The 19936-nt window shown below is 30.7% G+C and carries 32 protein-coding genes; all 32 read right to left on the reverse strand.

Going from position 1 to position 19936, the window contains the following annotated elements:
- Positions 1–5 precede the first annotated feature (5 nt).
- Positions 6–2105 carry a class 1b ribonucleoside-diphosphate reductase subunit alpha gene (nrdE, locus tag IJ22_RS08435; protein ID WP_062408434.1) on the reverse strand — a complete coding sequence of 700 codons (2100 nt, stop codon included), beginning with the start codon at positions 2103–2105 and terminating at the stop codon, positions 6–8.
- Positions 2106–2232: 127 nt separating this feature from the next.
- Complete coding sequence (nrdI, locus tag IJ22_RS08440; protein ID WP_062408435.1) at positions 2233–2586, reverse strand: class Ib ribonucleoside-diphosphate reductase assembly flavoprotein NrdI; 354 nt, start codon at positions 2584–2586, stop codon at positions 2233–2235.
- A gap of 55 nt (positions 2587–2641) precedes the next feature.
- Positions 2642–2857 carry a hypothetical protein gene (locus tag IJ22_RS08445; protein ID WP_062408436.1) on the reverse strand — a complete coding sequence of 72 codons (216 nt, stop codon included), beginning with the start codon at positions 2855–2857 and terminating at the stop codon, positions 2642–2644.
- 102 nt (positions 2858–2959) lie between these two features.
- Positions 2960–3223 (reverse strand): hypothetical protein, encoded by a 264-nt coding sequence (locus tag IJ22_RS08450; protein ID WP_201023605.1) that lies wholly within the window; start codon positions 3221–3223, stop codon positions 2960–2962.
- Between the two features lie 16 nt (positions 3224–3239).
- Positions 3240–3620, reverse strand: coding sequence for a hypothetical protein (locus tag IJ22_RS08455; RefSeq protein ID WP_062408438.1), 381 nt, complete (start codon positions 3618–3620; stop codon positions 3240–3242).
- Between the two features lie 59 nt (positions 3621–3679).
- Positions 3680–3844, reverse strand: a complete 165-nt coding sequence (locus IJ22_RS26275; protein ID WP_160327356.1) for a hypothetical protein — start codon at positions 3842–3844, stop codon at positions 3680–3682.
- A 22-nt stretch (positions 3845–3866) separates the two neighbouring features.
- On the reverse strand, positions 3867–4130 hold the full coding sequence (locus IJ22_RS08460; protein ID WP_062408439.1) for a hypothetical protein: 264 nt from the start codon (positions 4128–4130) through the stop codon (positions 3867–3869).
- Positions 4131–4229: 99 nt separating this feature from the next.
- Positions 4230–4565, reverse strand: a complete 336-nt coding sequence (locus tag IJ22_RS08465; protein ID WP_062408440.1) for a DUF7296 family protein — start codon at positions 4563–4565, stop codon at positions 4230–4232.
- 170 nt (positions 4566–4735) lie between these two features.
- Positions 4736–5059 (reverse strand): hypothetical protein, encoded by a 324-nt coding sequence (locus tag IJ22_RS08470; protein ID WP_062408441.1) that lies wholly within the window; start codon positions 5057–5059, stop codon positions 4736–4738.
- Between the two features lie 27 nt (positions 5060–5086).
- Entirely contained in the window at positions 5087–5536 is a 450-nt protein-coding gene (locus IJ22_RS08475) for a hypothetical protein (RefSeq protein WP_062408442.1), read from the reverse strand.
- Between the two features lie 40 nt (positions 5537–5576).
- Positions 5577–5966: a serine protein kinase gene (locus tag IJ22_RS08480; protein WP_062408443.1), complete on the reverse strand. Its 390-nt coding sequence runs from the start codon at positions 5964–5966 to the stop codon at positions 5577–5579.
- A 56-nt stretch (positions 5967–6022) separates the two neighbouring features.
- A complete protein-coding gene (locus IJ22_RS08485) occupies positions 6023–6283 on the reverse strand; it encodes a hypothetical protein (RefSeq protein ID WP_062408444.1) in 261 nt (86 codons plus the stop codon).
- A gap of 75 nt (positions 6284–6358) precedes the next feature.
- Positions 6359–6757, reverse strand: coding sequence for a DUF6915 family protein (locus IJ22_RS08490; protein ID WP_062408445.1), 399 nt, complete (start codon positions 6755–6757; stop codon positions 6359–6361).
- 11 nt (positions 6758–6768) lie between these two features.
- Positions 6769–7170, reverse strand: a complete 402-nt coding sequence (locus tag IJ22_RS08495; RefSeq protein ID WP_062408446.1) for a hypothetical protein — start codon at positions 7168–7170, stop codon at positions 6769–6771.
- 89 nt (positions 7171–7259) lie between these two features.
- Positions 7260–7481 carry a hypothetical protein gene (locus IJ22_RS26025; protein WP_145862512.1) on the reverse strand — a complete coding sequence of 74 codons (222 nt, stop codon included), beginning with the start codon at positions 7479–7481 and terminating at the stop codon, positions 7260–7262.
- Positions 7482–7527: 46 nt separating this feature from the next.
- Positions 7528–8337 (reverse strand): PD-(D/E)XK nuclease family protein, encoded by an 810-nt coding sequence (locus IJ22_RS08500; protein ID WP_062408447.1) that lies wholly within the window; start codon positions 8335–8337, stop codon positions 7528–7530.
- 113 nt (positions 8338–8450) lie between these two features.
- The gene (locus IJ22_RS08505) at positions 8451–8768 is read right to left on the reverse strand and encodes a hypothetical protein (protein ID WP_062408448.1); all 318 of its coding nucleotides are present in this window, start codon (positions 8766–8768) and stop codon (positions 8451–8453) included.
- A gap of 65 nt (positions 8769–8833) precedes the next feature.
- The gene (locus IJ22_RS08510) at positions 8834–9265 is read right to left on the reverse strand and encodes a hypothetical protein (RefSeq protein WP_062408449.1); all 432 of its coding nucleotides are present in this window, start codon (positions 9263–9265) and stop codon (positions 8834–8836) included.
- Between the two features lie 95 nt (positions 9266–9360).
- Entirely contained in the window at positions 9361–9549 is a 189-nt protein-coding gene (locus tag IJ22_RS08515; RefSeq protein ID WP_062408450.1) for a DUF7695 domain-containing protein, read from the reverse strand.
- A complete protein-coding gene (locus tag IJ22_RS08520; RefSeq protein WP_062408451.1) occupies positions 9546–9785 on the reverse strand; it encodes a hypothetical protein in 240 nt (79 codons plus the stop codon). Before IJ22_RS08520 ends, IJ22_RS08515 begins: the two co-directional genes overlap by 4 nt.
- A gap of 215 nt (positions 9786–10000) precedes the next feature.
- Entirely contained in the window at positions 10001–10435 is a 435-nt protein-coding gene (locus IJ22_RS08525; protein WP_062408452.1) for a hypothetical protein, read from the reverse strand.
- Positions 10436–10478: 43 nt separating this feature from the next.
- Positions 10479–10934 (reverse strand): macro domain-containing protein, encoded by a 456-nt coding sequence (locus IJ22_RS08530; protein WP_145862513.1) that lies wholly within the window; start codon positions 10932–10934, stop codon positions 10479–10481.
- 213 nt (positions 10935–11147) lie between these two features.
- Entirely contained in the window at positions 11148–11336 is a 189-nt protein-coding gene (locus IJ22_RS08535) for a hypothetical protein (protein ID WP_062408453.1), read from the reverse strand.
- Positions 11323–12063: a hypothetical protein gene (locus IJ22_RS08540; RefSeq protein WP_062408454.1), complete on the reverse strand. Its 741-nt coding sequence runs from the start codon at positions 12061–12063 to the stop codon at positions 11323–11325. Before IJ22_RS08540 ends, IJ22_RS08535 begins: the two co-directional genes overlap by 14 nt.
- Positions 12064–12276: 213 nt before the next feature.
- Positions 12277–12537: a hypothetical protein gene (locus tag IJ22_RS08545; protein WP_145862514.1), complete on the reverse strand. Its 261-nt coding sequence runs from the start codon at positions 12535–12537 to the stop codon at positions 12277–12279.
- Positions 12538–12678: 141 nt separating this feature from the next.
- Positions 12679–12945 (reverse strand): hypothetical protein, encoded by a 267-nt coding sequence (locus IJ22_RS08550; RefSeq protein WP_062408456.1) that lies wholly within the window; start codon positions 12943–12945, stop codon positions 12679–12681.
- 546 nt (positions 12946–13491) lie between these two features.
- Positions 13492–13908 carry a hypothetical protein gene (locus tag IJ22_RS08560; RefSeq protein WP_062408458.1) on the reverse strand — a complete coding sequence of 139 codons (417 nt, stop codon included), beginning with the start codon at positions 13906–13908 and terminating at the stop codon, positions 13492–13494.
- A gap of 253 nt (positions 13909–14161) precedes the next feature.
- Positions 14162–15406, reverse strand: coding sequence for an RNA-guided endonuclease InsQ/TnpB family protein (locus IJ22_RS08565; protein ID WP_062408459.1), 1245 nt, complete (start codon positions 15404–15406; stop codon positions 14162–14164).
- A 381-nt stretch (positions 15407–15787) separates the two neighbouring features.
- Positions 15788–16615 (reverse strand): spore protease YyaC, encoded by an 828-nt coding sequence (gene yyaC / locus IJ22_RS08570; protein WP_062408460.1) that lies wholly within the window; start codon positions 16613–16615, stop codon positions 15788–15790.
- 21 nt (positions 16616–16636) lie between these two features.
- Positions 16637–16930 carry a hypothetical protein gene (locus IJ22_RS08575; RefSeq protein ID WP_062408461.1) on the reverse strand — a complete coding sequence of 98 codons (294 nt, stop codon included), beginning with the start codon at positions 16928–16930 and terminating at the stop codon, positions 16637–16639.
- A 383-nt stretch (positions 16931–17313) separates the two neighbouring features.
- On the reverse strand, positions 17314–18402 hold the full coding sequence (locus tag IJ22_RS08580) for a hypothetical protein (protein ID WP_062408462.1): 1089 nt from the start codon (positions 18400–18402) through the stop codon (positions 17314–17316).
- Between the two features lie 23 nt (positions 18403–18425).
- On the reverse strand, positions 18426–19910 hold the full coding sequence (locus IJ22_RS08585) for a hypothetical protein (protein WP_062408463.1): 1485 nt from the start codon (positions 19908–19910) through the stop codon (positions 18426–18428).
- Positions 19911–19936: the final 26 nt, after the last annotated feature.

The raw sequence follows: 19936 nt of genomic DNA on the forward strand, positions 1-19936 counted from the left end.
TTTACTTACACAGAACAGCTTACACATTCATTAATGTTATTTGTCATTTTAGTTCTTGTGTAATATAATGTTTTTAAATTCTTTTTCCATGCATAAATATAATACATAGACAGTTCACGAGTAGTAATTGTATCTTTGACATATAAAGTACATGAAATTCCTTGATCGATATGTTCTTGCGCCGCCGCGTAAACATCGATCATTTTAAACATATCCATATCATAGGCTTCCTTAAAGAAAAAGAATGTTTGTTCATTAAGGAATGGCATTGGATAATATGTATCACTATCTTTGTATGTTCTGTGTTCGATTTTTTCTGTGATTGGCGAAATTGAAGCTGTGGAACTTTGGACATAACTAATACTACCCGTCGGAGCAATCGCAAGTCTATAACTATGTGCTAAACCATTTTCCTTAACTAATTGTTTTAAGGCTCTCCAATCTTCTTTTGTAGGCAATTCAATTCCTTTGAATAAATTTTCTACTTTTTCACTTTTTGGATGATAATCATTTTGCAAATATTGTTCAAAGTATTCGCCAGTATCATATTTTGAGCCTTTAAATCCTTTGAAAATAAATCCTGTTTCTTGTGCAATCTTCATAGATTCTAAAATTGAATAATAGTTTACTGCTGAAAAAAATGCATGAACAAATTCTACAGCATCTTTAGACTCATAAGATATTTTATTTTTTGCTAAAAAACCATGTAAGTTCATAGCTCCTAATCCTACACTTTTCATTTCATCATTGGCTTTAGCGACACTTGGTACGGCTTCAATGCGAGTCTTATTTGCCACCGTATTGAGCATTCTAATACCTGATGAAACTGCTCCTGCAATATCTTTAGATTCCATTACATTTACAATATTGAGCGATCCAAGATTACAAGAAATATCACGTTTAATTTCATCATCTTCATAATAATCATTAATTATTGAAGTCTCAGACAGTTGCAATACTTCGGTACATAAATTAGAGAATTTTACCTTTCCTTCATTACTAAGAGGATGTTGTCTATTAGCATTATCTTCAAAGAAGAAATATGGATAACCACTTTCAACTTGTACTTGTGCAATCATTGTAAGTAAATCTCTAGCATTGATTTTCTTTTTTCTAATTCTTGGGTTATCGACTAGTTCTTCATAAATTTTAGAAATATCGATTTCACTCATTCGTTTCCCATATTCTTTTTGAATCCCATATGGAGAGAATAAATACATTTCATAATCTTTTTCAACTAACTCAAAAAATTTATCAGGAACAATTAGTCCAAGAGACAATGTTTTAATACGCGCCTTCTCATCGGCGTTTATCTTCTTAGTGGAGAGGAAGTCGATGACATCAAGGTGGAAAATATTCAACCATACTGCTCCTGCTCCATCTCGTGAACCTAACTGATTAGCGTAAGAGAATGAATCCTCAAGCAGTTTCATTACAGGAACAACACCACTACAACGATTCTCAATTCCTTTGATTGGATCTCCTAACGCGCGAAGGTCAGTCAAGTTGAATGAAACGCCGCCACCTCGTTTTGATAATTGTAATGCGTTGTTAATTGCATTAGCAATAGCATTCATGGAATCATCAACCATAAGAAGGAAACAACTAACCAATTCTCCTCTGCGTTTGCGACCAGCAGATAGAAATGTAGGTGTTGCAGGTTGATACTTACCATCAATCAAATCTTTAACAAATTTCTTCGCTTTTTCAAAATTTCCATCTGCCAAGAATAAAGCATTCACCGCAACTCTGTCTTCATATCTTTCAAGAATCTTTTTGTCATCAGAAGTTTTAAGTGCATAATTATTATAAAATTTAAAGGCGCTCATAAATGAAGGAAAGCGAAACTTTTTGGCATAAGCAATCTTAAAAATTTCTTTGATTTCTTTAAATGAGTACTTATCAAGAAACTCTTTTTCGTAGTAATCATTCTCTACTAGATAATCTAATTTTTCTCTTAAATCATGAAAAAATACTGTGTTTTGGTTAATATAATCAACAAAGTAACTTTTTACAGCTTCTTTGTCTTTTTCAAATTGAAATTTCCCATCCTTTTGAATCATAATTTCATTGTTAAGTCTGATATAATCTGGAATTTTATCCATTAATACTATCTACTCCTTTGATTGTGTTGACTATAGTCTAAAAAATTCCCACTTTTGCAACCGATAATCGTCGCTCTTTCACCATTATTAGAGTAATATACTTCACCTAATTTATTTTCTGGATTCATTAGACAAATTTTTGCATCTCCTGTGTAAATATCTTAATGTCATCCTCTGTTCCACTTAATTCGAATTTCAATATTATTGGAACGTCATACTGCTTTGAAATTAATTCTGCTGCAAAACCATAATTTTTTCCCCAATTACGATTCCCACTTGAAGCTACTGCTATGATATATCTATTATTTTTAGATAGAAAATTAGTTGTTGATTGAGGTAATTGTCCAAAACCGGTTGTATATGTAATTAGAATAAAAGGTTCATTTACAATTAATTCTTTATGTATTTTTACATTTTTTACTCCCAATTTTTTCACAAATCTTTCGACATTTCCTGTCATTGAATCATATACTACAAGCAATATTGTATCGTCCTTATTATGTATTTTTAATTAAACATTATTGAATAACATTTCATTATCTTTTAATCACTTTCACAATTTCAATTTTACTGCCTTCTGATAAGACATAATCACTCAAAAATAAATACAATGCCATTTTAACAGCTTCACAATCACCATAAACTCCTTCAGTAATATCTTCTTCACTAAGTTTAACTGGAACAGCGAACTCAACTTCTCTTACACCTATTGGGTAGTGTTGTTTAATAGTAACTTCGAAAACTTCAATCAACTTTTTCACCCCCTTCATCGCCTAGTTAATATATCATTTATTACATATTAATGTCAATATTTTTTATATTTTATTTATATGAAATCATAGTTTCAATAGGAGTTAATCAATTAAATCTGCTTGAATCTCATCAAAACTATTGGCAGATGTAATACCAAGAATTTTGATTCCCTGAGAAAACTTATGGTTTAAATCTTCATCATAAACTCGCTGGTAGTATTCAAGTTTTGCCTGAAAGTTTTCTCGCTCATTGATAATGATTTCATCCTTCTCAAAACCACTCATCTGAATCTTCAGTCCAACGAATCGATCACCATTAACTGTTGCAGCATCAAAAGCCAGTTTAAGATCATTTTGTGTAATCAATATGTATTCTCCTTTATTATTGATTTAATCTTAATCTCTCATTCCTTGCATTCCAAAAATACTCACCTTTTGTCTTTTCATGAATCGATGTTAACCTATCCAATGATATCAAATAATTGCGGTAATCTCGTACATCTTCTTTTTGTAAGAGAGAATCCATGCAATTTGAAAGCAAAGAAATCTCGTCATTTAACTTCACTATGATATCTTCTAGAAATTCTTGAGTCTTTTCATTAACTTTTACATTTCTAAAATTCTTGTTGTGCATATTAATTAGAATTTCAATGGAATCGCACATACTTTTATAATTTTGAATGTCACCTTTTTGGCGATATTGAGAAAGTTTTGCAATTGCCGCTTTAGAATCTGCTCTAACCTTCAATATAATATTTTCCATATTTTATCCTCCTTTGATGATAGGTCATCACCCATTGAAAGAACTGATTTATTGGCTTTTTAGAAGCCTACTTCATGTAAAGTTGATCTGATTTCCGAGATAAGGTTTTTAGTTTCATCTGTATCAATACCTAATTCTTCAACAGTATCAACCCATGCTTCTAAGTCATCTTTGGCTGCTTCAAGTAACCTTAAAATTTCTTGAATTTGTTCAAGTAATGACACATTCATCAACTCCCACTCTTTATTAGATTGATACGACTCCATCATCATAATTAATCAAAAAATATTGCTTACCTTTTACCGTAAAATCTAAGCGATAGTCCTTATCAGTATAGAAATATTCTTCAATCTCTCCAATATGCTCTGCAATAAATTTTTCTGTGTTCACTGTCTCAAAAACAACATCATCTACCCTCAAAATTGTATTGTATCCTGTATTGTCTGTGATCAGATAGTATGCTCCCTCATTATATTTGAAGAAATCTTTTAATTTGTCAACGAATTGCATTTTTTCTTCTCTCCTTTAAATTGTAATCAATTGTTAATTTTATGATTATAATATCAATATGTAGTATGTAAAATATTTATATCATACTATATATAGAATTTACTTTAGATCAATCAATTCTTTGCGACCATCCAGATAATAAACAATACAGTTTTTTCTATAGTAAGATTTTTCCACTTCAGAAAGTGGTTTACCATAAATCATTGGAACATCGGTAGCATAATTATTGTTCCATTGTTTATTCCATCGATCCCCACAATAAGAGCAGTCGAGACCTTGATTACACTCATCAAAATATATTCCATATTTCTTTTCTGCTAACCAATTTGCATGTTCATAATTGTCAGCTTCAATAATCACATACTCGCAAACATCATCATTGACAATAAATGAACCACCGGAATTGTTTTGAATATATGTATAAAATTTAGGCATATAACCTCCATACTTTATTTATATTGAATTTCAATTGATTCAACAATGCCTTAACTAAATCCTCCGTTTTTTCATTGAAATATGCATTTATTGGTATTTTAAATCAATATATAGTATGTAAATTCATCATAATCACTATATTTAGTATGCGTTTTAGTATGTATTAAAGTCTATTTTTTATATCTTACGCTTCCACCTGCATCAATATTCCCACCAACAAAACCACATGTTACGGAACCACCAGCGTCAATATTTTTACCAACGTCTCCACAATCTACCGATCCTCCTGCATTCACACTTCCAAAAACATTGCCGTTTACTGTAGCACTCCCATTACATTTTAATGATGCTAAATCTCCTTCGAATTTTACTTCTACGATACCAGATAAATTTCCTTGAACAACTTTTCCATCGACAATCACTTGGTTGTTTGTGACGGAGATATTGTTTCCACTAGTATTGAATCTCTGACCGTTGATAATAATTGTATTCATATATATTGTTTTCTCCTGCTTTTATTTTTAAAATACCAACACATAAAACATATATCCAAAGTATACAACCCACAAAAATGATCGAATTACTGACATAAAAGTTCTCTTATCTTTTTTAACTAATTCTGCTTTATAAACAATTAACTCTTCTTCTGTCATATCGTTAGATTTTTTACTCTTCTTTGTTTTAATTATTCCAATAATTAATATTGCAATAGCAGTAATGGTAGGGAATTTATATGGATCATAGTCTAGTGCATTTACAAGATATAAAACTTCAGCGATAAATAAGAAACTTACAACAATCAGAGGAAAGCAGCCAGCTTTTAACCACTCTACGACATATTCTTTTTCATCACCCCCATTTAATTTTTTTAATTCAATTTGCTTTAATCTACTTTTTAGTGAACTAAAAAGTCCCCCCTTGATTAAACCAATCAAACTTATTGTAAAAAATACAATTGTCCAAAATAGCATTTAATCAATCTCCTCTCATTTTTCCATTGAAACTTGTTTTTTATAAACTTTTTTCAATCGCTTCTTTCAATCCCTCATGAGATGTATAATCAAAAATTTTCCCTTTTCTATTGTACGCAGATAATCTAATTAGAATTTCCTCGCGAAACGATTTCTTATCATTTTCTGAAATTCCAATTTTCTCTTCTATGCTTCTCATTAACTTTTCATCCGGTTCATACCCTACTCCATCAATATAAACCTTTTGCCAGTTACAATATCCCTCAATATGCTTAATATATTTCTCAAACAACTCTTGTGCTGCTTTCGTGACAAATGTTTTATATAAATATTCGCGCACTACTTTTAATGTATCCAATTCTTGAGCAATCTGATTCATAGCGTCTACCAATTCACTTTCACGTTTTAAAATCCACTTATAAGTTTCCACTTATCTTCCTCCAATCTTATAATAAAATGGCTCTTTCATCTTAAAACAATTTGATTTCAATATTTCTCAGTTGTGAGTTCATAAAATTTATCAAAATTATCTAATCTAAAGTAATCGATCATTCCATTTGGAAACTCAACTTTATATCTGATTTCTTTCCTCACGTAAACCACTCCTACTATTGTTGGAATGCCACCATTTGATTTAAAATTACTCTTAATAGTCCATAGTAGCTCGTTGTGTTCATAATTAGTGGTCACTGGTTCTTTTGGTTTTACGTACACTTGATATTCACCCATTTTCGTGACTCGACTCATTAAACATATTAGTCTCCTCTGTTTCCTATTGAAATATGCATTTTATTGTCTTTTTTGATTTGAAAATCCCTTTATTTATAAGGATTTTTCAACTTCGTCTTTTATGCTTTTTGGTAATTTATTACCCTTACGAGCAACTTTTTTAATGCGTTGGTCTGTATTCATCATCCATTTTTGCATCTCCATATTTTCAAACCAATCTTCAAGTGTGGGGATGAATCCTAAGTCCTCTATAACATGCTGCTCACCAATATAGCGAGTGTAAACAGTTTTTCCTTCGCTGTTAATGATTGATTTTCCGAATACTTCCTCACATTCAAAAATCCCAGCAGAATGATGTTTAAGCGCCCTATGTCTCATGTCTGCCATGTGAGCTTTGGAGTTGTCGAACCAATGGTGAATCGGAAGATAGTCCTCAACCGATCCACCAAACATTTTCACAGAATTCTTTGCATGGACTTCAGGATGACTCATATGTATAACTCCTATAGGTCAATTTCTTCAATATCGTGTTCATAGAGGTCATGACGGTAATCACAAATTACTTCATGTAGTTCTTCACCTAGTTCATAATCATAATAACTATCAGACCATTTAGATTTTTTATTAATTGTATAATTGTCAATTTCAACTTTTTCACCATTGGTATAGACTGCAATATTATTAGGGTAATAAGTAGTTCCACCTTCATCATCATACTCACCACAGAAGTCCCATTTAATCTTCGTTGGTTTTGGTTCTATATTATACTCTTCAAACACTTTATTAATTTCATCTCGCAAACCAGTAAAACACAATTCAGTTACAACTTTAGCCAATTCTTTTTCTAACACCTTTCTTCTTTCAGATAATTCTACTGGCAAAATCAATGTAATTTCGTTGTTCATATTTACATTACTCCTTTAACTTAATTTATTTTTAATAATAAAATTGAGAACTTTCATTATGTTTAGAAAGAGGATAAACCCCTTTCTTATTATCTCTTGCTTCTTGGTGTTGGATCTCCTGAAGAAAATCTCTTCTGCATGGTGCTTGCTCCTTTATGTGACCCACGTACATGATATACATCAACATATTCCAATCCACGTTCATGAGCAATCTCTTTTGCCTCAATTTTTGCCCGATGACGAATGTTTGATTGAAGTTCCAATACTGTAGTCGCATTTTCTTTTGTGTTAGCTAGTGCATAAAATTTCATTAATTATTATCTCCTTTTATGTATGTTATATTATTTGTTTTGATTGCTAGAATACAAAATTATTTTTCGTATAATCATTTCTATGTTCACAATTATTCCTATGGTTACAGAGGTTGCAAGCAAAGAAGTCTTTCGTTCCATCTACATTTACACATCTTGGAGTCCAATCACCATGAGACTCGATTTTCTTTACTGTATCAATTACCCATTGTTTTGTTTTTTCTAATTTTTTAACTTCAAATGGATAAGCGAATTCTTTTTTACCTTTTTCACGCGGGTAAATGTAAATTAAATAATCTGGGTATTTTCCATATTTCTCTTTAATCGGGATACTGTAAAGATAAAGTTGCATAATGTTATGCTCTAACTTGTCACCTTCATATTTCTTAGCTGTCTTATAGTCTGCGATGACTAGTCCATATTTTTTATGATTAGCAACAAGATCGGGAAAGCCAGTAACCAATATATCTCCAACTTTAAATATCTTTTTCTCTTCTGACTCCAACACTTGATACTGTGAGAATATTTCACTGTAACTTCCATCAGTGAAAAAACGGTGTATTGAATCCACGTACGATTTACCCATTGCTAGAAATGGAGGTTTAAATTCAAACTGCTTCATTTTAGAATTTAATTCATTTTTTATATCCCATTCAAATAATTCGTTTTTCATTAATTTTTCAATTGTTTCGTGAAATAATGTTCCATATTCACCAAAATAGTTATTTTCTCCGCGATCACCTTCTATGTATGTTTTAAACCAATTGTAAAAGCATCCTTCTCCTTTTTCTGCTAACGCAAAACCATTGATTCTACTGAATGAGTAGACTTTTTCATCTTTTATTTCTTCACTCAATTGATCACTCCTTAATTTAATATCCTGTTGCTTAGTTAATATAGCAAAAATGTTAATTTATAGTCAATAGTTTGTATATTTTATTTTATGATAAAATTCTAGTTTCATCGCTTTTATACAAGATGTTTTACTGCTTCCCATGCTGCTTTACCATCAACATATCCCATCCATTCCTCCTTGTTAAAAGCTGTCTCTTCTGTCAAGTCTTCTTTTCCATCAAATCCAGTATAAAAACCCTCCATGTAGTTTATTGACGTTAAATTCATTGTATATTTATCTACTTCTATCCCACTTATAATATTACCACCGTGAAGTTTATAGATTGCTCCCATGCCACAAGCACAACCGTCTGAAAAGTATTCTCCTCTAATTGGCTTAAGACCAGTTTTCTGATATGCTTTTAATACCATTTCTGGAGTGATTCTATTCATATTTCTCCTCCTTATAAATCCTTATATTTTATCATTTATTTGTCACCTCATGAAACCTGTATCTTTTAAAGCCTTTCTTTATCTGGATAATACTTCTCAATCAACTCATTGATAAACTCTGCTGTATGATACCATCCATCAAAAAGTCCAATTAATTCTTCATACTCATAACCAAGATATGGCTCCCACTCACCTGTAACTTTCCAATTATCAAAAACTTTTTGCTTGTCCTTTATGTAACTTGCTTCTGTATAATCTTCCATGAATCCTGTTGGTATGTATTTAAAAGTTTTGATAATCTCTACAAGACAGTTAGCACACATATCAAAGTTCCATATCTGATTCTCATACATCGTTCCATAATCAACAAATTTTGCGTTTACAGAAGTAACATCTTTTATTTTATTTTTAGTGTAAGTATCACCACATTTGTTACAAACACAAGAATCTAAATATGGAACTTCTAATATCTCAGTCTCGGTTGAGTAAAATTTCATGGAGATAATCACCTCTATGTTTTTTTTATAAAGATAATTTAGCATTTTTTGTTTTAAAAAGTCAATATAATACTTAGTATATATTCATTATTTTTTTACTCAAATTTATCTTGATCAAACTCTACCCAATCTTCGGTCGGATAACTTGGAAATGAAATTTTTTGATAACTACTTCCTCCATCTATTGCAATCTTCCCACATCCACACTGAATGTAGTCATGTCGTTTCATAGACTGAATAATGTCTTTACATGTTTTACATTGAATCCTATTCCCATCACTCACTTTTTATTATCCTCCTTTGGAAATTTCTTTTTGATACGTTTATAACATTCGTTAGCTAATTCTACAATTGCTTTTTCTGTGTTTTTATCTGTTTTATAAATTTCAGACTCTTCAGCAAAATTAACGATTTTTAGCCCGTCATAGTCTTCAACATAATCTTTGATATTTTTTCCTGTTGATTCTAAAAGAACAGTTAAACTACCAAGTGTCAACAAATCTTTATCGATTTGACGCAATAGAAAAGTTTCCTTTCTTTGTAATTTAATCTCACCAAAATCGAATTTTTCTACTCATTAATTTAAATAGATAGTCAATATCTTGTTGTTTCAGATACTCATGATGTCTAAAATGATCAGAATTGGATGCTTTGAAATACTTGTTAGAATATTCATCTTTCAGTATTCGATCCGTCAAAATTCTTACGACTCTAATTTCATGACCATGCTTTTTGCTATCCGTTAAAAGCCTCATCTAACCACGTAGCAACTTCTACAACTCTTTCATTCGAAACATTATCTTTAACAATAATACCGTCAAGAGAAATTGAATAATCATAATTCCCTTGACCCCAATACTCATCAGTGATTGTTATATATGCTTCAATATCTCCAAAATCAATATTATAAGCTCTCGGTACACCATTAAATGGTTCAGATATTTTCACTTCTCTGTCATTGCACATCTCATTAATTGCATCCATCGTCAATTCAACTTCATCATCCGATCTCATATAATTATATTTGTTAATTATTTCTCTTATTTCTCGTTGTCTCTCTGTTTCCACAACATCCAAAAATTTAAATGGTATACTTATATATTTTCCTTCTTTACTTAATTGTTCATTTTGTGAATACGAGTTACCATGTTTTAAAATAGGTTTATTCATCTTTGTCTTCTCCTTTTTTAAATTAGCAAATAAAATGACTCTTTTATCCTAATTTATACAAAGTTACTTCATAATTTTTAAACACTTTATCAATAATTTTATATACAACATCCCAATCCCCTCCACCCCTATCCGATCCAAGTTTATAGGGAAGTGCAACACTCAAGCCATCTCTTTTCGCTCTTTTATATAGCGACTCCAGAGCTAAGTGCAAAGCATCATAATCTGTATGTTGAATTCCTCTTCCGTATTCGTTCTGACCAAAAAGATTGGCAACATACTTTACTTTTGATACCTCAACTACTTGACATACTCCTAATGCAGTCGAACCTAAAAATTCACACATTGCAGAATATTGATAAAAAGCGGCAGGATATCTCCTTTTAATCTGTGCAGCTACGCCTGATCCCATCACTCCACGACAATTTACTTGGTGTCCAATAATATCCTCTGTCGCCTTAAGCAAGTCACCTTCGACAATTTTAATCAGATTAATCAACTCCCCTTAAATCAATTATTTTAACTGGATTTGATGCAACATATATTCATATGGAATCACTGTAAAGATAATTCCATAAACAAACCAAAACAAGTGACTCCAAGTATATTTCCATTCTTTACTTCTAAACTGTTGGTACATAATTACCGTGTATGTTGAAAGCGATAATACCAACCATAACACCATGATATAACTAAACATCTATAACACCCCTCATTTTCGTTTGATACTGATCTTTAGCGTTGTTAGGTCATATCCACGTATTTTAAATTCTTTAATCCACTCAGAAAAAGTGTCATCACCTCTAACAAAACCATGCGTTAGCCAACCGTCAGGTTTATTAAGATAGTCTATAATCCAATCCTTTTCACGTTTACTCCATCTAATTTTAAGTTGATTCATATTCAATCACATCTTTAATGTTTTTAATAAGCGCTTCAATACGCCAAATATAAAAATGATTTGTGTTGCGAAGTGAGTTGCTTTCAAATTTATGAATATGTATAGAGGGGAATCTGTTTTTTAATAAATCAATTAACAACTTACGATTATTTTCTGTATCTAGCACCTTCCAATCATACCCATCTTCTTTAATCATTTCATATCCTTTACTTTTAAGTAATTCTATATAATCAGCAAGTCTCTGCCTATCAGACGCAGGAGATTTACTAAACAAAGTAGATGTTCTACTACTCAACATAAACGAAAAATTACACAAAATTGATCCATAGCTAGTAAACTGAAAGTCACTAACATGATTAAATCCATAATCTCTCCACCAGCCATAAACTTTCCAATATAGATTTTCTAAAACTTTTGGAATACCATCTATGTCAGTGTGATCAGCAAGTCGTTGCTCAAGTTCTCTAATTTTAATATTAGCATTCCTAATATCGTCGTAACGTTTTTTCTCATCTTCAATTAGAGTTGAACTATAATTTAGTCTTTCTGCAATATCTGTAAAATGAGATTCAATTAACGATGGGATTGTCTTCCTCATTCCTTCAGTTAAAGCGTCTTTTTTAATCCACTCATATAACGAAGCTGCTACAAAAGAAATATCCTTAATGGATTTTAAAAGAATTTCTTTCTCATCCTGTGTAAAAGTAACCCTTGTTTCATCATTCATGCATTTTTAAACCTCCTAATATCTTAATAAAATCGTGTTTCATTTGTCTTCTGATTCATACTTTTTCATTCGTAATTTAACTAAGTTGACATGTAGATTATCAATAGAAAAAACAATTGCTAGAATAATAAAGAATGTCATCCAAGGATGAGCCATCATCCACTGTATCATGCGTTTTATTTCTCCTCCCTGTGAGATCGTTGTTTTATTTGCTTAATCCCACCAAGTAAATAATTTCTTTTTCATCAATTCACACAAATAATCTAGGTCTTGTTGCTTAAGATAATCTTGATGTTTTATACATTTACCAACATTTTTCTTATTTAATAGGTTATCGGAAAAATAATCATCGGTAATAAGTCGATCTGTTAAAATTCTTGCAACTTTTATTTGTTGACCATGTTTCCTAGCGTCTTTAGTGTATGTATTGTCGGTTAGAAAAAATTCCTCCATGTGTTTTAATTTCTTATTCATGATTATCAGCAGATAATTGTAGTCAAAATCTCGGTCGTCTAACAAAACCGGAAACCATCTAATGATATTTCTGATTTTACGTTTAAAGCTTTTCCACCGATACAAAGTATTTTTCACCTTCCAATCAAATCTTTCGTTTTATTATCTCTTGATATTCCAAGTGTCTTGATGGTCATAATACTCGGCTACATACCCTAATTGTTGAGTCAACTTTATTGATGAGTAATGAATCAATATGGTTTTTTCGCCAGTACCGTGACCACAACAACACCCTAATGTCCAAACACCCATATCATTCAACCATTGAATTTCATCCGCAATACACTCATCTACAGGAACCTCTGTACGTCCAGATGTTTCTCTTGGTCTATTTAACTTTACAATTTTTGTTTCACCGTGTTTGCACATACATTTCCTCCTATTGTTCACTCATTTCGATAATCAGCCCACCTTTAACACAGATGCTGCCACCCATAAACTTTTTCCCCTAATCAATATTATCTTTCATTCCCTTTTTAAATCCCGATTCTTTCATTATTATCAATTAACTCGCCTTATTTATCCTCTCGCTGTTTAACATAACTCGGTTCACCGTGACTAACTTCTCCGTTTGCAACTTCAACGTACTTAACTTCTTTTATATCTTCATCAATACATTTTGTTTTTTTATTTAACTTATAATTTTTATATGGTTCTATGAAAAGTCAATATACAAATTTCCATATTGCAGCTAAAGAAAAACACAGAACTACTATACCCAATATGTAATACTGATATTTGTCCAATAGTATTGTTAGTATTTCTAGAAAAGGGGTATATTCACTTATAGCCCAAATAAAAGCAATCCAAACTGACATTACAAGTATCCCAAGTGGAATACCAATTAAATGTAAGATAAATGTCTTCAGTCTTTGTTTAAACATTTTCAGAGAACACCTCTTTAAATTTGTTGTGTCATTTGCTCTTTCTGGATAAATTTTTCAACCAAGAAAAATGCTCCCATTGTTGTGAACATCCACCTTTCCCATCTGGGGAATAGTAACATTTAAGTATATCGGATAAAGTTCCATCATGACTAGCACACTTCTTGCATGATTGATTATATAATTGATCAATTTCATCACGATTCATTAAATCGAAATCTACTTGTCTGATTTTTAAATAATTATTAAGATATACAAGTCGATCTTGTAGTGCGCTCTTATCGATAATAAATCTTTTGACATAGTTTGTTGGTTCTTTACATTTGATTGGCTGCTTATTTTGTATGTATGTTTGAAGCTCTTCTAACGTATCATGATTTTCAATAACAAATATATCCTCTGTTCTTCCACCAAATGCATACTCACCTGAACATTCAATAATAATCATTTATTTCTTACTCCTTTCTTTCTGTAAGACATTCTTTCGTTTACTCACTGTATACTTCATCATGGATATTTAAATGCCATAACACATTTCTTTCTACATCTAATTCTGTGTAACTATTAATATCTCTTGGAATGCATAGTTTTTCGACCAGTAATTGCACGGCAAAATCTTTTTCATCATTATTTGGTTTTTGAACACTCCCTCCACTTACTCGCTTGCGCTCGTTGAAGTGGGGGATTCGTAAGAAGTTTAGTTACACAACTCTTATTCTTACTGGATTATTCAAGAATCCATTATCCCTCACATTTTCAATTGCTCTGGGAGTACATTTAGTATATTTTCTTAAAATATTTAACGATCCATTCATATCAGCATTAATCAATATACCTGACTTGCTTTGAAATAGTCCTCTTTGGATTCGTCTAGTTTTATCATAGTTTTGCTTATTGATTTCTTCCATATCCAAAGCAGAACAACCGGAAGTATATGATTCTTCTTGCAATACGACTTCAATACCAAGCAACTCTGCCTTATATTTTAGTTTATCTACAATCTTTTGAATAGGAATTTGTACAAAAGTTTTAGTACCATTATTTTGTTTAATTCCTGAAATATCACCTACTACAATTGTTTTGCATTCGTTCCAAATAGCATAATCGACAATCTTCTTACTAACTTTATGAACAAAGTCATTCATATAATTATTGCGTTTCTTTTGTAATTTAACAATTTTCTTGGTTCGCTTAAAAAAATTAGAATCTCCTTGTTGCTTCATAGCAACAGAAGTTAATCTTGCAATTTCTTTATTGTAGTATGAGTTCTTGCTTTTTGCTTCCTTACCATCAACGATAATACATTCTTTATTATCCATAAATGTTAAAGTTGCGATATTATCAAGACCAAGATCAACAGCCATAATATTTTTAAAGTTTTCTGTAATGTTGGCTTCTTGCTGGTTGTAGATAATAATCAAATACCATTCTTTATCTGAGATATCCCATTTAATTTTAATTTGTTGGATTTCAGAAAAATTCACAGGTATTTTGCTAGATTCGATAGCAAAATTTAAACTTTGAACCTGAAATTTTTCTTTAATCTTTTTAGAAAGAGATAATTTTAATAGCCCATCTTGGTATCGAATGGCTAGATTGGTGAATATGACTTCATTCTTTTTATCTTTGTTATTTTTATATTTTGGTGGTTGCGGCATTCCTTTATATTTACTTGAATTCTTTTTATAGTCTTTAATCGAAGCAAAATAAGATTTCCAATTTTGTTCAAGAATTTTTAGACATTGCTGATAATTATGTGAGTGTAAATATTCGTTATGCCAGTTTGATTTCAATTCTTTTTCAAGTTTAGTATATGATTTATACTCCGTTTCACGGCATATATAATTTGCTGTATTGTATATTTTAGTTGTGTGAAAAGATAATTCTTCGATAATATTAATTTGTTGTTGGCTTAATTTTTGTTTAAATTTGAATGACAATTTCATTTTTTTCACCTCCTCTCTATAACATTTTTTACTATATTTTATGTTAAAAAGTCAATACTTTCGCCATTCATCTCCCACCTAAAGAGGTAGTATTCTGGCTAAGAACTGATAAACTAATTGTGCGATTATTTTTGCAATCTCTTCATTTGTCATAAACTTTTCCTTCAAATAAAATTAGTCTTTTATAGTATGTTCATTGTAAACTTGAGTTTTAAATGGTTCTTTTAATGAGCAATCTTCATCTAAGAACATTGGATAAAATCCATTGCCGAATATACATCCCCACATGTCATTTTTTTGATCGTTACCATCTATCTCACGTATATATTTACAATCTTTACACTTCAAAATTTATCACCTCATAAAAATAATATTTTATGCCTATATTGCCACTTCATTTTGTATTGGAAATCTATTCTTGATTGCCTCAACTATAATTTTAGACAATTTATTTACTACTGCTAAACGTGTATTTTGAAGCACAAAATATTCCATATATCCACTTACATTAACTATGCCACCAATAGAATAATCACCAACTATTGGTAATCCCTCCCTCCCCACACCTGCACCTGTTCTATGACCTCCTTTTGAAAATTGGATTTTTTCTACATTCTCTAATTTCCCTAAAACGGAACCAATAGCGATAATTGTTTTATCTTTCGGTAATTTCTCAACATATTCATTAATGTTCATGGCATGTACTGGTGTTTCCAAGTTTCCATCAACTTTGTACCCTAACCTTGATAATTCTGTACCAATCATAGGAGACAATGAATCGCCAGTCGATCTGTCTGTTCCTATACATATAAAATGAACATCATTTGTGGTAATATTCTTTGGAATTAAATCTTTCATAGCTTCGGTTAACTCTTGTGCGTTTGTCGCCAACTTATTAGTTGTCTCAGATTTCTTTTTCATAAGTCCTAATACTTCGTTTAATTGATTATATTTTTCTTTATCTCTCTTAAACCAAGGATATGTATAACCTGCATTGAATATTTTTATAATCTTTTTATCATTTTTTATATAAATATGTAGTTTTCCATAAAAACACAATTCAATATCTTTGCTAATTTTTACTCGATGAGACAAATGCACATTTCTAGTTAATTTTCTTTGTGCTAATTCTACTGTGATATTCTTATTTCCTTTTACAATCTCACGATAATCCTTATACACACCTTTTCCAAGCATATAAATCTTCATTTAATTAAACCTCCTTTTTTATTAAACCATAATCTTACTATGTATTATATCATATTCATTTTTTGCTTTTTCGCTTACGTGAACATACCTTCCTCCTTTATCTTTTCTAATATCAATTACTTTATCACCTTTAATTGTAAACTTGAGATGATAATAATTTACTTGTCTCGATCCATCATTATTTAATGCAGCAATTTCACCTAACTGAATGCAACGATGAATTTTATACTCAATTTCATGATAACTATTACATTTACTACTACTCAACGGACATAATTCTTGAAATTGTTTCAATGCTTTTGGTGTAATTTTCAAATTCATTCTCCTTTTTTTATTTTGAAGTTCACTTGTATAATGTGCTATGATTTCATCTATGCTGCTGAAACACACTGTATTCAATCACCTTTATTATGTATTATTTTTTATCAGAAGTTACGCTAAAGAACTTACATATTAACAATATTGCGAATAACCATCCTACACAAAGAACCCCCCACAACATATTTTATCACCTCGTTTTCTATAATTTGTTTATAGTTAGAATATATCATAAGAATAAAAAATACACAATACTTCATTTATAAAGTTTGTGTATTTTTTAGTTTAATATTTAATTCGATTTTATTTTTGTGAGACAATAAAAGGTGGATTTTATCAGGTTTTTAAGATGAAAAAACCTTATAAACAAAGGTTTTTTCTTATGCGATAATTCTATAAAAGAAGCATTTTTTATAAAGTTTTTCAAAAACATCTATTCCAAGATCGACTGGACTATGTTTCAACTCCTCTGACAATAAATTTGTTTCACCATCCCAGAGAGCATAAACCTGTCTGGCGTTTCCGAACTTTTTTGCTTGTTTTTTAAAATCATCTACTGATTTATCTTTGTCTAGTGCTATGATAATCTTGATTTCAATCCCTAAGTTTTTAATCATTTGAGATTGAAAATCACTTATATCATCCCCCCCAATGGCAATACAATTACGATAACCATATTGTGTTGCCAACCAGCAAGATTTTTCTCCCTCAAAAATTATAACTTCTTTTTTCTCAAGGATGTAGTATAATGCTCTATGCCAATTATACCATTCAATTATTTTATTGTAATTGTACAGATAGATGAACTTGTAAATGCCTTTTTTTTTATAATCTGGATCAATGGTTCGTCCCTTAATTGAAATAATGTCTCCAAACCGATTATGTATTGGATATATAATTCTGGAAGATTGAATATCGAAACCAATTTCAAATTCTATTTGTGTTTCATAACTTATACCTTCTTCAATGTATGGTAGATACGGAAACATTACAAATTGATTTAATACTTCTTCAGGTAAAATTTTGTTTTCATATGTATTATTCAGATTCTTTTTTACTCTTTTTTTCCTGACTTCTTTAAGCCACTTTAAGGGATCTTCCTGTTTTTGCTGTGAATAATAATTACCGTTTATGAATTCATAATATCCTAATTTTTCACATATCCATTTTTTAGATTTATACTTATGTTTATTCTGAGATTCTTCTGTGAAACATTCAAAAATAATAAATGAAACAAGCTTGAAAATATCTCCTTCAGAAAATCCTCTTGAGCGAATTCTACATGATATTCTTTCATTTAAATAAACTTGTACTGATCGTTTATTATCACTTTTAAATTTTGATGGTAATTGAGCTTCAAATCGATTTCCTTTAAGAGTTACATGTTCACATTCCATGTGTAATAACAATTCTTCAACTTTATTTTCATTTAGTATTTTTTGTTTTATTAGTTTGAAGTCATTGTCCATTTTTCACTTCCTCTTAAGAAGCCTTATTTGTTTATTCCCGTGTTTTTGACTTGAGCGTAGGCAACTTCTCTCCAAATATTAAAATCTTGAAGAACCTCAAATACAATTTGCTCATCTTCAGATCCCTCACGATTTTTAGGTAAGAATAGGATTAGATATTTCTTTTCGGGATCAAGCTTATATGTCTTTCTCACCCATTTCGAACTAAAAGCATCTTTTTCATAGTTGTAGGCATATATAGGGTTTTTACCACCTTCATATTCATCTGCGTAAATGAGTCGTCCAGCCATAACAATTGCAGCAACCTCAACAATCTCCATTGATTTACCAATACTATCTAAATCAATATATCTAAACTCTTTACCAATTTTCATTTGAACTGTAGCTAAACAAGAGCAATTATTCGCCTCTTCTTTTATACAATCATATAATTCTTGAGCAGAATTAGAGAATGCTAACCATCGGTCAGCCTGTTGTGATACCTCTGGTTTAAATGTGTCGAAATAAATATGTTTGTATCCAAGAGGTCGATAAAGTTCAATTCTGCTGATTACATCTTCAATTCGATACTTTTTAAGAACAATGAGTTTAATGTAGTCAGGTTGATTTTGTTTTAACCATTTTGCTGCCTCTTTTAATGTTTCTTTATTTTCTTTACTGTAACCACCTCTGTTTACAACATCACGCGCAATAGGTTTTTTTAGTATTCTGGAAGCGACAGTTGCTAATAAGCGAGCTTGCCAACGTTTTTTACCTTCTTCGTTCACAAAAATTAATGCTTTTTCAAAATTCAAACCACTTTCAGGATCAAGCGCTTTAATATTATGTTCAAATATCGATAGCACAAATTTCTCTGTAACAATACTACTTTTACCGACACCTGAAGATAAAACCAAGTACATTAAATTCCCAAGTTTTTGTCCGTTAATCTTTTTTGACAGTCTTGGAGAATCAAATAGCGGTAGTCCAACTTCTTCACCTAAATCCAATTCATCAACCACTTCTTCGATATCTTCAGTCAAATTATATTCTATAACATCTCCCGAATTAATTTGAGAAAATGCTGTTTTAAACTTGTGTTGGCAGAACGACATTACTTGTTTTAATGAGAGTTTAGCTAATTTATTTATAAATTCTTCACTGTGAACGTTTAAAAAATTGAGTTCTTGAAGTTTTCTAAGACTTTCATACTTTTGAATTTCGCTAAAATGATACTCATCATTCTCTCGATCCTTATTACATTCTTCCATTAGCGTAAATATGGTATCGTATCCACCAAACTCATTATAAGCGTCTAAAAATGATTTTTTACCTGCTTCTTGAGGTCTGGACACTAAAAAAGAATAAACTGTAGTGTCTTCGAAAGATCTAATTCCGTTTTCGTACATTTCTTTCCCTATGTAATAATAAAAGTACCATATGCTTTTCGTGAAAGTACTTTTCTCAATTTTATGTGATTTATATTTTGAATATAAAGCTGGTTTATTCCAAAGATATCCTACAAACATTGATTCATGAATTTCACTTGGTACAA

Source organism: Paenibacillus naphthalenovorans (assembly GCF_001465255.1).
GTDB lineage: Bacteria > Bacillota > Bacilli > Paenibacillales > NBRC-103111 > Paenibacillus_G > Paenibacillus_G naphthalenovorans.

Bases quoted from the DNA above. Each gene is read 5' to 3' on its own strand.
- IJ22_RS08540 (WP_062408454.1), bottom strand. From the start codon at position 12,063: ATGAATGATGAAACAAGGGTTACTTTTACACAGGATGAGAAAGAAATT.
- IJ22_RS08490 (WP_062408445.1), bottom strand. From the start codon at position 6,757: ATGAGTCATCCTGAAGTCCATGCAAAGAATTCTGTGAAAATGTTTGGT.
- IJ22_RS08455 (WP_062408438.1), bottom strand. From the start codon at position 3,620: ATGGAAAATATTATATTGAAGGTTAGAGCAGATTCTAAAGCGGCAATT.
- IJ22_RS08525 (WP_062408452.1), bottom strand. From the start codon at position 10,435: ATGAATAAACCTATTTTAAAACATGGTAACTCGTATTCACAAAATGAA.
- IJ22_RS08560 (WP_062408458.1), bottom strand. From the start codon at position 13,908: ATGATTATTATTGAATGTTCAGGTGAGTATGCATTTGGTGGAAGAACA.
- IJ22_RS08545 (WP_145862514.1), bottom strand. From the start codon at position 12,537: ATGAATAAGAAATTAAAACACATGGAGGAATTTTTTCTAACCGACAAT.
- IJ22_RS08475 (WP_062408442.1), bottom strand. From the start codon at position 5,536: ATGCTATTTTGGACAATTGTATTTTTTACAATAAGTTTGATTGGTTTA.
- IJ22_RS08495 (WP_062408446.1), bottom strand. From the start codon at position 7,170: ATGAACAACGAAATTACATTGATTTTGCCAGTAGAATTATCTGAAAGA.
- IJ22_RS08565 (WP_062408459.1), bottom strand. From the start codon at position 15,406: ATGAAATTGTCATTCAAATTTAAACAAAAATTAAGCCAACAACAAATT.
- IJ22_RS26025 (WP_145862512.1), bottom strand. From the start codon at position 7,481: ATGAAATTTTATGCACTAGCTAACACAAAAGAAAATGCGACTACAGTA.
- yyaC (WP_062408460.1), bottom strand. From the start codon at position 16,615: ATGAAGATTTATATGCTTGGAAAAGGTGTGTATAAGGATTATCGTGAG.
- IJ22_RS08460 (WP_062408439.1), bottom strand. From the start codon at position 4,130: ATGCAATTCGTTGACAAATTAAAAGATTTCTTCAAATATAATGAGGGA.
- IJ22_RS08465 (WP_062408440.1), bottom strand. From the start codon at position 4,565: ATGCCTAAATTTTATACATATATTCAAAACAATTCCGGTGGTTCATTT.
- IJ22_RS08510 (WP_062408449.1), bottom strand. From the start codon at position 9,265: ATGAAATTTTACTCAACCGAGACTGAGATATTAGAAGTTCCATATTTA.
- nrdE (WP_062408434.1), bottom strand. From the start codon at position 2,105: ATGGATAAAATTCCAGATTATATCAGACTTAACAATGAAATTATGATT.
- IJ22_RS08470 (WP_062408441.1), bottom strand. From the start codon at position 5,059: ATGAATACAATTATTATCAACGGTCAGAGATTCAATACTAGTGGAAAC.
- IJ22_RS08585 (WP_062408463.1), bottom strand. From the start codon at position 19,910: ATGTTTGTAGGATATCTTTGGAATAAACCAGCTTTATATTCAAAATAT.
- IJ22_RS08505 (WP_062408448.1), bottom strand. From the start codon at position 8,768: ATGAATAGAATCACTCCAGAAATGGTATTAAAAGCATATCAGAAAACT.
- IJ22_RS08485 (WP_062408444.1), bottom strand. From the start codon at position 6,283: ATGAGTCGAGTCACGAAAATGGGTGAATATCAAGTGTACGTAAAACCA.
- IJ22_RS08580 (WP_062408462.1), bottom strand. From the start codon at position 18,402: ATGGACAATGACTTCAAACTAATAAAACAAAAAATACTAAATGAAAAT.
- IJ22_RS08550 (WP_062408456.1), bottom strand. From the start codon at position 12,945: ATGTGCAAACACGGTGAAACAAAAATTGTAAAGTTAAATAGACCAAGA.
- IJ22_RS08535 (WP_062408453.1), bottom strand. From the start codon at position 11,336: ATGAATCAACTTAAAATTAGATGGAGTAAACGTGAAAAGGATTGGATT.